Source organism: Paraburkholderia sp. BL17N1 (genome assembly GCF_003634175.1).
In the GTDB taxonomy this organism is placed as follows: Bacteria; Pseudomonadota; Gammaproteobacteria; order Burkholderiales; family Burkholderiaceae; genus Paraburkholderia.
Genome location: NZ_RBIW01000003.1, coordinates 236,266 through 251,234, shown reverse-complemented (window position 1 = coordinate 251,234; position 14,969 = coordinate 236,266). Strand labels below are relative to the sequence as shown.

Annotated in this window: 14 protein-coding genes; 2 read left to right on the top strand and 12 right to left on the bottom strand. The window is 60.2% G+C overall.

What is annotated here, in order from left to right:
* Window positions 1–9: 9 nt before the first annotated feature.
* Entirely contained in the window at window positions 10–693 is a 684-nt protein-coding gene (locus tag B0G82_RS36905) for a TetR/AcrR family transcriptional regulator (protein ID WP_121311249.1), read from the bottom strand.
* A 389-nt stretch (window positions 694–1,082) separates the two neighbouring features.
* Here B0G82_RS36905 and B0G82_RS36900 point away from each other — a divergent pair, with 389 nt between their 5' ends.
* On the top strand, window positions 1,083–2,255 hold the full coding sequence (locus B0G82_RS36900; RefSeq protein WP_121311248.1) for an MFS transporter: 1,173 nt from the start codon (window positions 1,083–1,085) through the stop codon (window positions 2,253–2,255).
* Between the two features lie 206 nt (window positions 2,256–2,461).
* Here the strand turns inward: B0G82_RS36900 and B0G82_RS36895 are convergent, their stop codons facing one another.
* From B0G82_RS36895 to B0G82_RS36865, 7 genes are all read right to left on the bottom strand, one after another.
* Complete coding sequence (locus B0G82_RS36895; RefSeq protein ID WP_121311247.1) at window positions 2,462–2,830, bottom strand: hypothetical protein; 369 nt, start codon at window positions 2,828–2,830, stop codon at window positions 2,462–2,464.
* Window positions 2,831–2,897: 67 nt separating this feature from the next.
* Window positions 2,898–3,392 carry a MarR family transcriptional regulator gene (locus B0G82_RS36890; protein ID WP_121311246.1) on the bottom strand — a complete coding sequence of 165 codons (495 nt, stop codon included), beginning with the start codon at window positions 3,390–3,392 and terminating at the stop codon, window positions 2,898–2,900.
* A gap of 165 nt (window positions 3,393–3,557) precedes the next feature.
* On the bottom strand, window positions 3,558–4,253 hold the full coding sequence (locus B0G82_RS36885) for a TetR/AcrR family transcriptional regulator (protein WP_121311245.1): 696 nt from the start codon (window positions 4,251–4,253) through the stop codon (window positions 3,558–3,560).
* 244 nt (window positions 4,254–4,497) lie between these two features.
* Window positions 4,498–5,967: an NAD-dependent succinate-semialdehyde dehydrogenase gene (locus B0G82_RS36880; RefSeq protein WP_121311244.1), complete on the bottom strand. Its 1,470-nt coding sequence runs from the start codon at window positions 5,965–5,967 to the stop codon at window positions 4,498–4,500.
* Window positions 5,968–5,978: 11 nt separating this feature from the next.
* Window positions 5,979–6,989, bottom strand: a complete 1,011-nt coding sequence (locus B0G82_RS36875; protein ID WP_121311243.1) for a dihydrodipicolinate synthase family protein — start codon at window positions 6,987–6,989, stop codon at window positions 5,979–5,981.
* Window positions 6,990–7,033: 44 nt separating this feature from the next.
* Window positions 7,034–8,038 carry an ornithine cyclodeaminase family protein gene (locus tag B0G82_RS36870; RefSeq protein ID WP_121311242.1) on the bottom strand — a complete coding sequence of 335 codons (1,005 nt, stop codon included), beginning with the start codon at window positions 8,036–8,038 and terminating at the stop codon, window positions 7,034–7,036.
* 664 nt (window positions 8,039–8,702) lie between these two features.
* Window positions 8,703–9,755, bottom strand: coding sequence for an aromatic ring-hydroxylating dioxygenase subunit alpha (locus tag B0G82_RS36865; protein ID WP_121311241.1), 1,053 nt, complete (start codon window positions 9,753–9,755; stop codon window positions 8,703–8,705).
* A gap of 101 nt (window positions 9,756–9,856) precedes the next feature.
* Here B0G82_RS36865 and B0G82_RS36860 point away from each other — a divergent pair, with 101 nt between their 5' ends.
* Window positions 9,857–10,795, top strand: a complete 939-nt coding sequence (locus tag B0G82_RS36860) for a LysR family transcriptional regulator (RefSeq protein WP_241975101.1) — start codon at window positions 9,857–9,859, stop codon at window positions 10,793–10,795.
* Window positions 10,796–10,877: 82 nt separating this feature from the next.
* On the opposite strand, the gene B0G82_RS36855 is transcribed toward B0G82_RS36860, so the two are convergent.
* From B0G82_RS36855 to B0G82_RS39890, 4 genes are all read right to left on the bottom strand, one after another.
* Complete coding sequence (locus tag B0G82_RS36855; protein ID WP_121311240.1) at window positions 10,878–11,963, bottom strand: porin; 1,086 nt, start codon at window positions 11,961–11,963, stop codon at window positions 10,878–10,880.
* A 749-nt stretch (window positions 11,964–12,712) separates the two neighbouring features.
* Window positions 12,713–13,561 carry an S-formylglutathione hydrolase gene (gene fghA / locus B0G82_RS36850; RefSeq protein ID WP_121311239.1) on the bottom strand — a complete coding sequence of 283 codons (849 nt, stop codon included), beginning with the start codon at window positions 13,559–13,561 and terminating at the stop codon, window positions 12,713–12,715.
* A gap of 11 nt (window positions 13,562–13,572) precedes the next feature.
* The gene (locus B0G82_RS36845; protein ID WP_121311238.1) at window positions 13,573–14,679 is read right to left on the bottom strand and encodes an S-(hydroxymethyl)glutathione dehydrogenase/class III alcohol dehydrogenase; all 1,107 of its coding nucleotides are present in this window, start codon (window positions 14,677–14,679) and stop codon (window positions 13,573–13,575) included.
* Between the two features lie 109 nt (window positions 14,680–14,788).
* Window positions 14,789–14,965 carry a hypothetical protein gene (locus B0G82_RS39890; RefSeq protein ID WP_158608225.1) on the bottom strand — a complete coding sequence of 59 codons (177 nt, stop codon included), beginning with the start codon at window positions 14,963–14,965 and terminating at the stop codon, window positions 14,789–14,791.
* Between the last annotated feature and the right edge of the window lie 4 nt (window positions 14,966–14,969).

The window sequence follows — 14,969 nt, the reverse complement described above, 5'->3', positions numbered from 1 at the left end:
GCCTCCGGCTCAGCGCGTGGCAGCCGTCTTTTCCGCAGGGGCGCTCCGCTTCACTACGTCGAGTTCCGCAATGCTCGGTGGCTCAACACCTAGCAGCGTATAGATGTAGTTGATGTGGTCCTGCGCGAACCGGTCGTCGAGCGGTCCACTGCCCGCCAGCAACCGCATGTATACGGGCGCGTACAGGAGCTCCGCCAATGTCTCCACATTCTCCGGGGCACGTATGGGCTCGGCAACGCGCCACTCTTCCAGCATTTCCCGCACAAGCGCACGGCGGCCGTAGTGGAACCGCTCGCGGAATTTCCTGAGCACGGCAGGATCGGCCTGACCTTCGGCGATGATCTGCGCAACGATCCGGCCTGACCATCCCGCGTATTCGTGAATCAGCGACACCAGATGCGATGCGATAGCCTTCCCAGGAGGCAGATTGCGCGGCATCGGGGTTTTGACTATGTGGTGCTCCATGAAGGCATCTATCACGACGAGCGCCTTCGAGTCCCACCAGCGATATATGGTCGCCTTTCCCACACCTGCTTCCCTGGCGATGGCTTCGATCGAAATCGACTGGACCGTGCGGGTCTCAAGCAGGCGAACGGTCGCCGCGAGGATCTGGGTGCGTGTTCCCTCACTACGGGGCCGACCAACCCCTCGCGGGACGACCAGCGGGGCAGAACCCTGAATATCTGTTTTCATTGGCAAGACAGTTGGATAGTGGACAACGTCATCACGACTTTACGTTGCAATGCCACTTAGCGATACACATTCAAAACGGAGCGTTCAATTATAATACACACCGCATTCTAATTTACCTACTGTCTGTCACTCGGAAATCCAGATCTGCATCGAGCGAACCGGGATCCGGGCATATCAGCGGGTCAGGATGCTGTGCACCCGCTTTCGAACGATAACAGTCGAGGCTCGGCAAGACAGCTGAAGATGCATTCGCCTCAGCAGTGTTCAGCGACATGCTTCAGGTCCGCGGGTTTGACCCAATATCCGGAATGGAACACATAGCTATTATATGCCAAATCGAGACACACCGTTTCGTATATAAATGGCGGGCGTTGCCCCATGGAGACACGATGAACAGATCCATTGACGGACTGAAAGGCCGGACGTCGCTTGTGCTGGGTCACTGTGCCGGCATGATTGATGTCGTCGCACTCCCGGTATGGGTGGGTATCGTCCTGATCCGGTACTACGGACTGGATCCACAAAGTGCCGGTGCGCTGGCCACTTCATTCCTCGGAGCGGCGGTGGTAAGCAGCCTGTTCATCTCTTCGCGGATAGACCGTATCCGCGGCAGGATCGCAGCGCCTGCGGGATTCGCACTTGCGGCGGTTGCATTTTTCTGCATGGCGCTGACACGGGACTACACCGTGCTGGTCGGGTTGCACGTCGTCGGTGGACTCGCGGTCGGATGTGCCCTTTCCCTGACTCATTCAGCTATCGGCGCAAGCCCGAATCCACATCGCCTGATCGCCACCGGATTCACGGCGCTCAGCATCCTGTCACTGGGGTTTCTGGGAGGTGTGCCGCGAGTGGTGTCCGCGCTGGGCGGCCAGGTTGTATTTCTTGTCCTTGGCGCCATCATGCTCACCGCCGCCCTCTTTGGGCTGCTTGGCTTCCCCGATCGCCCGACATTGGCATCGCGTGACGGCATGCCACGTGAGCGGGAACGCCTGTCTCAGGGCGTCTGGTTTGCGATGGTGGGAACAGGTCTGCTCACCCTGAGTCATTCGATGATGCTCAGCTTCCTTGAACCCATCGGTCTCGCACGCGGATTCAGCGTGGGGCAGGTTATGAACGTACTGCTCGTCATGGGGGTAGTGAACATGTTGCCGGGACTGCTGGCCGCGCTCCTGGAACGCAAGGTGTCGTCCCGCGCGGTCATGGTTGCCGGTCCGTTGCTACAGGGTGCGCTAGGCTTTACACTTACCCGTTCGACGCACTTTGCTCCATATGCTGTTGCAGGAGTTATCTTCCCGACTGTGATAATTTTCACTCACACGTTCGTGTTTGCCTTCCTCGCGCGAAACGACCCGTCAACAAGAGCGGTGGCGGCGACCCCCGTCATGGCGATGACGGGATCCGCAATTGGCCCCATTCTGGGCGGCGCTGTCGCTCGACATTTCGGATACGAAAGCATCGGCTGGGCCATCCTGGTCGCAGCGACCATCAGCGTTGTCTGCTTCTGGCAAGCAGGCCGTCGCACCCAGTCCGTGCTCGTCCCTGCCGCGGAGGCAGCCCATTAACCGGATCTCGCGCAATTGCCGAAGCAGGCTTTCGCTTATCGAGGGTGGCCAACCGGTGAAGGTTCAGGCTGCCCGCTTATGAGGACGGATAGTCCATTGTTCAGGACTACCCGGTCACGTTGTTCGAACAAGCGTTCGATTTCCCGATACCGTTACTGGCTTCATGCGAGCGCGAATCTTCCCCCCTCTATTCGGCGACTATCGGCTCAGGAGGATGCCAGAGCCTTCGGACTGCCAGTTGTATCGCACGTAGCGATGCGTTGCGTCTTCCACACCGCGTTCCACCCATGCTCTGAAAGAGCGCAACAATCGATCAGCCATTCTGTCACGCGGATCTGCCGCGCCAGTACGAACCAGCGGGTGGCTCGCGCAAGCGACGAAGCTGGCTCGATATCATAGCCCTGCAGAAGCGCATGCCACAACATTGCCGGCGCCTCCTGATCGGCAACTTCCAGCCAGAAAGCAACGGCTGTTACATTGCTCAGTTGAGGACCGATCCCGCAATCATCCAAGTTGAATAGCGTGACTTCGGCGTCCTCTGGCGTACGCCCTGGTGCTCTCTGTGCGGGCACCATCGTCGGCGCGGACACGATTAGTACGCTGACAGTGCAACGGATAGCGCACGCATCACCGAAGCCCGCGTCAGGCAGATGCTGTGAGCCTCTCCATGTGGGGTGCGGCGTTGACGAGCACGCGCTTGAGCAAAGCAACGAGAAAATATTCTTCGTCGTCGGTCAAGGCACCGGTCGACCTGTCGTCGATTGCTTTAAGGATAGCCGCAATGTCCGCCACCATGTCCGCACCCCGCCCGGTCAGCGAGATGCACCAGGACCGGCGGTCTTGAGGTTGCCGACTCTTCGTTGCAATCCCCGCTGCGATAAGATGTGATATGAGCCTCGATACCGCCCCCACGTCGTAATTCAATCGATGTGCGAGCTGGGCCTGCGTCAGGCATGGTTGATGAGCCAGGCATGCGATGGCTTTAGCCTGTGTAGACGAAATCCCAACCAGCGAATTCAGCTGTTGATCAGTGGATCGCGAAATTGCCCGGTCCACTTCAACGAAGCGGCGGATGAGCCAATTCTCAGCCGGCACATCACCAGGACCACTCACCGGGAGCTGATCAACGTTCTTCATCCTCCCGCTCCGCTTCGAACCTCTCGTTTTCGCCCTGCAAGATCACAAGGCTGCTCGCCGCCGCATGATTCACCGCCGCCCGACAGACATGGCCGGGCGGACTCGCGCTCGTTTCCCCGGGACGTCACTGCCTGCCTGGCGATCGACGGGACGCACCGCCACGGCTCACCGTGCGGCAACCGCCGTCTTTCTCGTGGGTGCTTTCTGCTTTTTCGGCCGTTCGCCGGCCTTCAGCACGTCAGGCACCTCGACACCCAGCAGGGTGTAGACGTAGCTGATATGTTCCCGCGCGAAATGATCGTCGAGTGGTCCGTTTCCGACCATCAGACGCATATAGACCGGCGCATACAACAGTTCACCCAGGGTCTCAATGTTGGGTGGGACAGGAATGCGCGCCATACTCCGCCAGGCCTCGAGCATTTCCCGTACAAGCGCCCGACGCCCATAGTGGAACCGCTCGCGGAATTCGCGCAGGACGGCCGGATCGGCCTGCCCTTCGGCAATAATCTGTGCGACGATCCGGCCAGACCATCCCGCGTATTCGCGAATCAGCGACATCAGATGCACCGCAATGGCTTCGTCTGGCGGCAGGTTGTGCGGCATCGGGGTTTTGACTATGTGGTGCTCCATAAACGCATCGATCACGACGAGCGCTTTTGAATCCCACCAGCGGTAGATCGTCGCCTTTCCAACGCCCGCCTCCCTGGCGATTGCTTCGATGGAAATGGACTGTATGGTGCTGGTGTGGAGCAGCCGAATCGTCGCAGCAAGAATCTGCGTACGGGTCTCCTCACTGCGCGGCCTGCCGACACCTCGCTCGGCGGCGGGGGCGGGAACGGGAAGCTGAGCTTTTGTCTTCATTGGCGTAACGGAAGGTCGGCCGGCAATTGCTCCCACTTCCCTTGTGAGAAGCTGGACAGCCGTGTGGAGGGGTGTCCCGAACGGTATCATGGAATTATAAGACACGTCGTGCCTTAATTACCTGCCAGTTCGAAGGACACCTGTCCGCCGCACGCTCGCCGACCGATGCGTAGCGGGGCTGACCGGTCCGGTCATCGGGACCGGTCATCACACGCGGCGTCCCGCGTTGCGCCTGACGTTACGCTCAGAGCCCTCCCAACGCCACGTATTTGATCTCGAGGTAGTCGTCGACGCCATATCTGGATCCCTCGCGACCCAGTCCGGACGCCTTGACACCGCCGAACGGCGCAACCTCGGTCGAGATCAACCCCTCATTGACGCCCACCATGCCAAATTCAAGCTGATCGACCACACGGAAGATCCGGCCCACATCACGTGCGAACACATAGGATGCCAGACCGAACGGCGTGTCGTTGGCGAGCGCAACCGCCTCTTCTTCCGTCTCGAACCGGAACAGCGGCGCTATCGGACCGAACGTCTCCTCATGGAAGATCAGGGCGTCCACCGGAACGTCGGCCAGCACAGTGGGCTCGAAGAAGAACCCTCCCAGTGCGTGGCGCTTGCCACCCGCGAGCACACGGGCGCCTCTGGACAGCGCATCGGAGATATGCTCCTCCACTTTCCGAACGGCATCTTCGTTGATCAGCGGCCCCTGCACCACGCCCGCCTCCATACCATTGCCAACCGTGAGCGCGGCGGATGCATCGGCCAGTTTCCTTGCGAAAGCGTCATAGACGCCCGACTGCACCAGTATGCGATTGGCCGCGACGCAGGCCTGACCTGCATTGCGGTATTTCGCGGCGAGCGCACCCTTTACAGCAGCGTCGAGATCGGCGTCGTCGAATACGATGAGCGGCGCGTTGCCACCCAGTTCCATGCTGGTCTTCTTGATGGTGGGTGCGCACTGCGCCAGCAGTTGCGCCCCGACCTCGGTCGAACCCGTGAACGACAGCTTGCGCACCACCGGACTGGCGGTGAGCTCGCCGCCGATCGCGCGAGCCGAGCCGGTGACGACGTTGCATACGCCCGGCGGCAGACCAGCGCGCTCTGCAAGGACGGCCAGCGCGAGAGCAGACAGCGGCGTCTGGCTCGCCGGCTTGATGACGCCGGCACAACCGACGGCCCAGCCAGGGCCCGCCTTGCGAGTGATCATGGCAGATGGAAAATTCCACGGCGTGATCGCCGCAAAAACACCGATCGGCCCCTTCTGCACCAGGATTCGACGGCCGTCGACGTTCTGCGGGATGATGTCGCCATAGACCCGTTTCGCTTCCTCCGAGAACCACTCGATGAAGCCTGCGGCGTACAGGATTTCGCCACGCGATTCGACCAGCGGCTTGCCCTGCTCTGCCGTCATGATGACAGCGAGGTCATCAATGTGTGCCAGCATCAGGTCATACAGGGTGCGCAACACCCTGGCGCGTTCCTTCGGCAAGGTCTTGCGCCAGCCCCGCATCGCCCGCTCAGCCGCCGCGATCGCACGTCGCGTCTCGTTCGCGCCACCGTCAGGCACGTGCGCAACCAGTTCGCCCGTGGCGGGGTTGCGCACTTCCAGTGTCTGGCCGCTATCAGCCTGTACCCATTCGCCATCGATCAGCATCGCCTGACGCAGCAGGCTCGGGTCCTTCAGGGGAAGCGTGATGAGTTCACTCATGTCAGTCGGCCTCACACCGGGTTACGGCCGACAAAGAAGGCTTCGTCGGGATCGCTGGTCGGGTTCAGGCCTGCTGCTTCCAGGCCTTTGCGCAGGACAGTCATGTCGCGCTGGTACACGCGTTGGGTCGGATGCGGCATGGGACCGCCGTTGTAGCCCTGCAGCCATGCCTGGTACTTCCACAGCATGCGGTTGAGCAGCCCGTTGGCCGCGATGGGCAGGCTCGCGAAGGCCTTGCGTGCGGGATCCATCTTGTACCAGAGCTGCGTCGCCTGATCGTATTCACCCGCGCGGATCAGCTTGTGGATCTGCGGCAGCAGCGGGCCGTAGTAGGCCGAATAGTTGGTGCCACAAAAGGGGATGTCCATGACCTGCGCCAGCGGCACGTATTCGTATTCCAGCGGGGAGGAGATGACAACTTCCTTGTGGAATTCGCGGTGTACCTCGATCGCCGACATGATGTAGGGCAGACCGCCCTCGGCCTTGATCGCGACGACGTTGGGGATCTCGTCAACCATCCGGCGCAGTACCGGCAGCGGGATGTCGGCGGGATGCAGGCGGGAGAAGCCCCAGGCCGGCAGCGGGAATATCATCACGCCGAGATTTGTCGACTCGCAGATCGCCCTGGTGTACTCGAACACCTCGTCGTAGGACTTCGGGTAGAAGTACGGGGGATAGCCGAGTAACACCAGGTCGGCACCGCCCGCTTCTGCCAGCCTGATCGCCTCGATATTGTCCTCAAGCGTATTAAACACCGCGTGATGCACGATCACGAGGCGGCCCGCAGCCTGGTCGGCCATGATGCCGCAGAACTCGCCATACTGCGCCTGCGTGATGGCCACTTCCGAGCACGAGAGGGAGCCGACGAAGCCGTGCCTGATAGCCAACTCGACGTCGTGGCGAACTGCTTTTTCGTTAATACGCCTGAAATCCGACGTCATGGTCGGAATGGTCACGTTGGCGACGCCAACAAGATGTTCACGCGCCCATTCGCGGGCTTCCTTTTTGATATAGCGAGCCATGCAGTGCTCCTTTTAGTCTGCGTTGATGTTCAACGTCGCGCGCATTAGCGCTTGGTTTCGAATTCGATCGGCAGCGTCGTGGCCAGACCGGCCTCGATCGCCTTGTTGAGGATCAGCTCGGCCACCACGATGTCCTGCAGGCCCCCTCCGACCGATTTGTACATCCGGGCCCTGGTGTCCTTCAGGCGTTCGTCGAGTGCACCCGTCATCAGATCGGCCAGGCTGAATGATTTGTCGTGGAACGCGACGCCAGCCTTGTGAGCAGCGAGCATGTCACCCGTCTCCTCCAGTACTTCCTCCAGCATGTCGCAGACGATGATGTCGCTTCGGGCAACCACCGAGACGTCGATCTCACGCTGCTCGGGAATCGTCGAACCGATTGACACGACGGTCGCACCGGGTTTGAGCCAGTCGCCGAAAAGAATCGGCTGCTCATCCCGGGAGCGGGCTGCCGCAAGCACGAGATCGGCTGCTTCCACCGCTTCCTGCGCGGACGCAACACCGCGGGCGGGAACGCCCAGGTCGCGCGTCACGGCGTCCGCAAACGCGGTCCGACGCTCGGGCGTCGGACTGAACACGATGACCTCCATCAGATCCCGCACGCTGGCAATGGCCCGCGTGTGCATCGAGGCTTCGAGGCCGCTGCCCAGTACGGCCAGGCGGGCCGCTTTCACGGGTGCCAGTCGGTCGAGCGCGGCTGCCGACGTGGCGGCCGTGCGAAAGCCTGTCACCAGATTGCCGTCGACAAACGCCGCGATGCGGCTGGTTTCCTGATCGAACAGCACGATCACATATTCCACACCCGGCGCCTTCGAACCCATCGCCATGCCCATGACCTTGGCACCGTAGTAACGGCTACCCACGGGCACGGCCGGCAGCGTACGCAGCCACGTCTTGCCAGCGACTGCCACAGTGCGCGGCGGAGTGCTTTTAGGCGGGATGGGACGGGCGTACGCCGTCTGGAGCGCGCGGATGGCATCCTTCCAGACAAAGACCGCGCTGGCAGCCTCGCTGGAGACAAACACGGGGGCAAACGGAGAAGTGGTCATGAGCAGAAACAGGAAGTGACGTGAAGGGCTCGGCCAGTCGCATGGCCTGTGTGGCCAGCATGCGAAGGACTCGAGAACGATAAGGCGGACACGGTTAAAGACCCGACAGGCCCATACATGCTGCAATGCTGTTCAGAACAAGGACAATTCCGAACCCCGCGGAGAGTCGGGCACCGATCCTGAAAGAAAGCAGATTCATTACGCTTCGTCATCCTTGTTATCTGGAGTGGAATGACTGACTGGTCGCCGCCCTCACCCGGTCATGGCGTACCGCACGTTCAGCAAGCCTGATGCGACGCATACGAGGCCGGGTTCGCCCAATCGGAACGAGGCGATGTGGTCTGGGCAGCCAGTCTGCGACCGTTGCGGCGATGAACCTGCGGCACCAGCACCAGTAACCGGTTCATACATTCGATACGGTTCGTATGGTATCTTATATGAAGCGCCGGCACACCGTTTTCTGCCGGGTCCGGCGCTGGTGATAACCCTGATGACCCGCACCGTCTGAGCTGGCCGCCGGTTCAGGTGGCGATGAAAACCTGCGGGGCTCCTGCCTCCCGTTCCCGCCTGATGGGCTTGAAAGGAGGGATGGACGTTCCTGCGCGCCATCGCGCGCACGAACCATCATGAACGCCCTGCCATTCAACGTAACGTAACGCGTCCGTCACGCCGTCGTCTCACACTTCTGTGCAGTTGCCGTGCCCTCTTCCTCGAGTCGCTGGTTCACCGCCCAGCGAAACTGCGCGAGAGCCGCGTCGATCCCGAAGGCCATCATCTCGAAGCGCGGATCAAGTACAAGATTATGGTGCTGCGCGCTCACCATTTCCCGGTCCTCGTCGAACGCGTCCACGACCGCTTGATGGATCGACCGCGTGACCTCCGGCTTGTCGAGCGAAAAATTGTGAGGATGCCCGAAGAAGTAATGCGTCGAGTTCTCCGTCTCCGGCGTCAGCGCCTGGCAACCGTGGAACTCAGCTGCATCGACACGCGTGCCCTCCGGTGCACCTGTGCCTACGGGCGCCATGCCGGAATCCATGCGCAGGACGGCAGGAATCGTGAAGTCGTAAATGTTCCAGCGATCTACCTTTCCCGGCCAGTCGCGGACCGCCTTAACGAACGGAGGCGGCTCCGTGTTCAGTGTCCAGCGCGTAATGCGCACACCGTCCTTGATGCGCTCGACTTTCGGCCGCACCGCGGCGTAATCTTCTCCGCCACCCAGCGTCGTGGGATGAACATAGGGCAGATGTGAAAAGTCAAGCAGGTTATCGCAGATGAGCAGATAGTTGACGTTATAGTGAATGTAGCCAGGTAGCGAACGCCACGCCGGATCGTCGAGCCAGTGTGTATCGGGAATCGTGGACGGATCGGCTAGCTCAGGCTCGCCCATCCAGATCCAGATCCAGCGGTGCTGCTCTACCAGCGGGAACTGCCTCACCTTTGCCTGGGGCGGAATTCGGCCTTGAGCCGGTGCCTCGACGCACGCCCCCTGACTGTCGAATTTCAACCCGTGGTACAGGCAACGCACGCAATCGCCTTCGCGTCGGCCGAGCGAAAGCGGCGCGCCGCGATGGCAGCAGCGATCCGCGAGTGCGACAACCTCGCCGGATTCCTTGCGATACAGCATGACGGGCGTATTGATGATGGTGCGGGAAAACAGCTTCTCGCTTTCCACTTCATGTGACCAGGCGGCCACGTACCACGTATTCCTGATGAACATCGCTTGTCTCCTGTCTAGTTGTACGGTGTGCTTTTTCAAGGCATGTCGCCACGATAGAATCGCAGGGTTGATGCGTCAATCTAATGGGACTAATTCAACCAATGCATGCCATGCATATACGTGACCTCGATCTGAATCTGCTCGTTCTTTTTGATGCGCTGCTGCGCGAACGCAGTGTCACGCGCGCGGCGGCGGAAGTCGGGCTTTCGCAGGGCGCCACGAGCCACGCGCTCAATCGCCTGAGAGCGTTTTTCGAGGATCCGCTGTTTGTAAAAGCTCCGGCCGGAATGGAGCCCACGCAGAAGGCCGTGCAACTGGGTGCAACGATCACCGAGGTGATGACAGCATTGAGGGAGCGCGTTGTCTCACAAGCATGCTTTGATCCCGCCACGGCACGCCGCACATTCGTGATCTGCATGACGGACATGGGCGAGCTCGTCTTTTTGCCCCCTCTCGTACGACGCCTGCGCAAGGTCGCACCCCACTGCACGGTACGCTCCGTCCAGGTGCCGCTGGAGCGCATCGACACAACGCTCGCTGCCGGAGAAGCCGACCTCGCGCTCGGTTCGGTGCGTACAGCACCCGACGGCCTGTACCAGCAGCAGCTCTTTCTGCATACGTTCGTCACGATGGTCAGCGTGCACAACAAGACTATTGGCAGGACAATCAGCCGCTCACAGTTTGAGCGCGCGCCGCAAATCGTCGTCTCTTTGACGGGACGGGCGAGCGCAGCCTACGACAGCGCGTTCGAAGAATACGGCATCAAACGTAACGTCTTTCTCACGACGCCACACTTTCTGGTGGTCCCGCATCTTATCGACGCGCAGCCAGACCTGATCGCCACCGTGCCGCTCGAACTGGGTAACGTCTTCGCAAAACTGGGCACGGTCAGGATCATCCCTCCACCCGTGCCCTTACCGCCCTTCGCACTTCGTCAGCACTGGCACCCGCGATTTCGCGACGATCCTGCCAACATCTGGCTGCGCCAGCTTGTCAAACTGACGTTCGACCGCTACCCGGAGATCGGCGACGACTCATGAATTTTACGTGCGCGCAGGCGACCTGTGTCGCTGGCCGAGTGTCAATGAGCGGCGCCCAACCCTAACCCTATGGGATGAGAGATCAGAACATATGCATTATCCCGATGGTGGCCCCGGTTGTAGTCCCGGTCGGCGCAAACAGGGAAGTCAGACCTACGGCGGGAGTCAAACCAAGGTTCGCCTTGCCATGGTTATTCACGATGCCTACCTGAGCGTACAGTCCTGTTGTCTTCGACAGGAAATACGTTGCGCCCAGAGCGCCCATCATCGAGTGACTCGAGGTGTCGTTGCGATCGCTGACATACCACACGCCGCCATTGAGATCCAACTGAGGTAAAGCGAAGAAATCGAGACCACCACCGTAGACGTTATTGCTCGGCCCACCCTCGACCTTGAAACTGGTAAATGACGCCTTCGCCGTGACCGGCCCAAATTTGTACGCCGCGGCAAGCATACGGCCTTCGAAACCAACGTTGGTCGGTGGAACGGTATTTACCGTTCCACCGGGATTGCCGTCATAGAAGGCAGCGCTCAGAGTCAGTCCGCTCCACTGATACCTCAGACTCGCTGAATACTGACGGCCAGACTGGAAGTTTCCGGCCACCCCTCCGAACCCGAGCATCGCGCTGGCTTGCAGGCCCGCCACGACCGGACTCGTATATGAAATCGCGTTTGAGTTGAATGCGCCCGTTGCGGTGACATTATTTGCATAAATCCCCACAATACTGCCGAATTCAGAAAAGGCCCGGGGATCGAGGTCCCAGATTGACTGGAAGAACGGAGAAAACTGGAGACCTGCTTTCACCTCGCCGAACGTCCCCTTCAATCCCACGTATGCCAGCCGGCCAAAGAGATTGCCATTCGAATTGTTGAAGCCTCCATTAGTGAGGTCGATCCCACTTTGAAGATTGAACTCTGCCTGGAGCCCCCCGCCAAGATCTTCTGTCCCCCGAAGCCCAAATAGCGATGGCGCAATGCCAGCGTTCTGCAAGCCCACAAACTTCCCACCGTCGCCCCCCGTAGCCATATTTAGCGTCTTGCTCAAATAGAGGAGTCCGGTGTCCGCAATACCATACAGCGTGACGCTGTTTTGCGCATGGGCCGATACCGCAAACATAAGGCTCGACGCTGCCGCGCTCGCCGTCCTGACAACGCACCTCCGATACATGACTGTCTCCTAGATATTGTTCGTTGCAGATCACAACGTTAATTTGGATTACATAATATTTATCACGGCACTTTCGATCTTCAGAAAACCAGCTACAACCAGGAACCTTTGCTCATGAGCGCTGCCACTTCCAGCGCCCACTCGTGGGCGCTGACATCGCGTGTGCTTTACCACCTCCTGCGGCATCCTTTGCACCGGAAAGATGTAACCGCTACGTCAGTTCCACGCCTGCCGCGGTTCATCGTCCCCCTGTGCAGCAGGCGTTTTTCATCGTAAAGGCGTAGAGCCGTCACCAGATCCGCATGGCCAATTTCGATACGCCAAGGATCATAATATGCCTATCGACTTTGCCGGACAAGCGCGTTTTCCCGGAATTGGCGCTTTTATCTCATAGGAAAAACCCGACATATAGAAACGCGTCGACTCGTATATATAAACGTTCACGCGGAGTGATTGCGTAGCGGACGGGTGTGTCGGGCCAGCCGTGCACGAGACGCCGGTATGGCAAAGCCAACGACACCAGACGCCTGCGGCAGGCGAGCATGATCGCCTTCGAAGCCTGGATCGAAGCGATCCGTGACCGACGCCCTGGGCGCTGCCCGCGCGTATGCCGAGCCCGTGCCGGACCTTATTTGCTGATCGCAGAACCGGGCTGGACCAGCGGCTCTCGCTCAGGCCGCTGATTGCCCGTCAAATTCACGCGAAAAATCGCGTCCTTCTGGCCGATGGGTCGTGAATCGGCCGCGGCTTTATAGTGTCAGCAGGATACGGGCGTGGTGCCTGATGTGATCTTCGATGAAGCTCTGAATGAAGAAAAAACCGTGATCGTAGCCTTCGTGCCGGCGCAGCGTGAGCGGCTGACGTACGGCTTCGCACGCCACTTCGAACACTTCAGGGTTCAGCTGGTGCCCGAGAAACTGATCGGCCAACCCCTGATCGACAAGGATTCCTTCCTGAAACGCGCGCGTTGCCTTGCCGACGAGTTCGCTCGCGTCGTACTGCTTCCACGCCTCACGATCCGCGCCCAGATAGCCGCTGAACGCCTTCTCGCCCCACGGACAGCGCATAGGCGACGCAATCGGCGCGAACGCCGACACCGACCGATAGATGTCTGGATTTCGCAGCGCGAGCGTCAACGCGCCATGACCGCCCATCGAATGGCCGAAGATGCCGAGCCGCGCACCGTCGACAGGTAATTCGTTGACGACGGTCGCTCGTAGCTCGTCCCGGACATACGAGTACATCCGATAGTGCTTCGACCACGGTTCCTGCGTCGCGTCGACATAGAATCCCGCGCTTACGCCGAAGTCCCACGACTCTGACTCGCCCGGCACCCCAGCACCGCGTGGACTCGTATCTGGCGCGATCAGAGCGATGCCGTGTTGCGCGGCGAAGCGTTGCGCACCCGCCTTGATGGGGAACGTCTCTTCGGTACAGGTCAACCCGGCAAGGAAAAACAGCGCCGGCACATTTCTGTGCGATGCCTCCATGGGCATAAAGACAGAGAAGCGCATCGGCAGACCGATAGTGTGTGATTGATGGCTGTAAATGCGCTGCGTGCCGCCATATGATCCGTGCGATTCAATCAGTTCGAGCATCACTCCCGCCTTTAATAGATGACGACGGAGCGGATCGACTCACCCTTTTTCATCAGGTCGAAGCCTTCGTTGATCTGGTCGAGCTTCAGATGATGCGTGATGAGGTCGTCGATATTGATCCTGCCTTCCATGTACCAGTCGACGATCTTCGGCACGTCCGTACGGCCGCGTGCGCCGCCGAACGCCGAGCCCCTCCACTCGCGGCCCGTGACCAGCTGGAACGGACGCGTGCTGATTTCCTGGCCGGCAGCCGCCACACCGATGATGAACGACTGCCCCCAGCCCTTGTGCGTGCACTCGAGCGCCTGGCGCATCAGCGTCGTGTTGCCGACGCATTCGAACGAATAGTCCGCGCCGCCATCGGTGAGTTGCACGATATGGTCGACGACGTTCTCGACTTCGTTCGGGTTGATGAAGTGCGTCATGCCGAACTTCTTCGCCAGTTCGACGCGGCCCGGATTGATATCGACGCCGATGATCCTGTCGGCGCCGACCATCTTCGCGCCCTGAATTACGTTAAGACCGATGCCGCCGAGACCAAACACGACGACATTCGCACCCGCCTCCACCTTCGCCGAATAGACGACCGCGCCGACACCCGTCGTCACGCCGCAGCCGATGTAGCAGACCTTGTCGAACGGTGCGTCTTCGCGGATCTTCGCGACGGCGATTTCCGGCACGACGATGTAGTTCGAGAACGTCGACGTGCCCATGTAGTGGAACAGAGCCTTGCCGTCGAGCGAGAAGCGCGACGTCGAATCTGGCATCAGGCCTTTGCCTTGCGTCGAGCGGATCGCCTGACACAGGTTCGTCTTGCGCGACAGACAGAACTTGCATTGGCGGCACTCAGGCGTGTAAAGCGGAATGACGTGATCGCCCCTCTTCAGCGTGCCAACGCCCGGACCGGTGTCGACGACGACCCCCGCACCTTCATGCCCGAGGATCGCCGGAAAGAGGCCTTCGGGGTCGTCGCCAGGCAGCGTGTAGTAGTCGGTGTGACAGATGCCCGTCGCCTTCACCTCGATCAGTACTTCACCGGCGCGCGGCCCTTCGAGATCGACTTCTTCGATCGTCAACGGCGCGCCTGCTTTCCATGCAATGGCTGCTTTTGTTTTCATTTCACTCCTGTCTGGATCATGGATCAGATGAGCCCTGCCGCTGTCGACAACGCATACGCGCCCGGCAGTCCGTCTGCCGGGCGCCGCGAGATCAATTCGTTGCCTGAAGTCACCGGTGGGGCAGCTCGGACTGGATCAGGTTATCCAGCAGACGTCTTACGCGCACACCCGCGGCATCGCCGACCAGCAAGACCGGCCGGTCAAGGAGTTTTCTCGCCAGCAATACGCCTCTTCCCAGCTCACTACCGCAGCCAGCCATGTACCATATGTCGACCAGAGACTCCATGCGG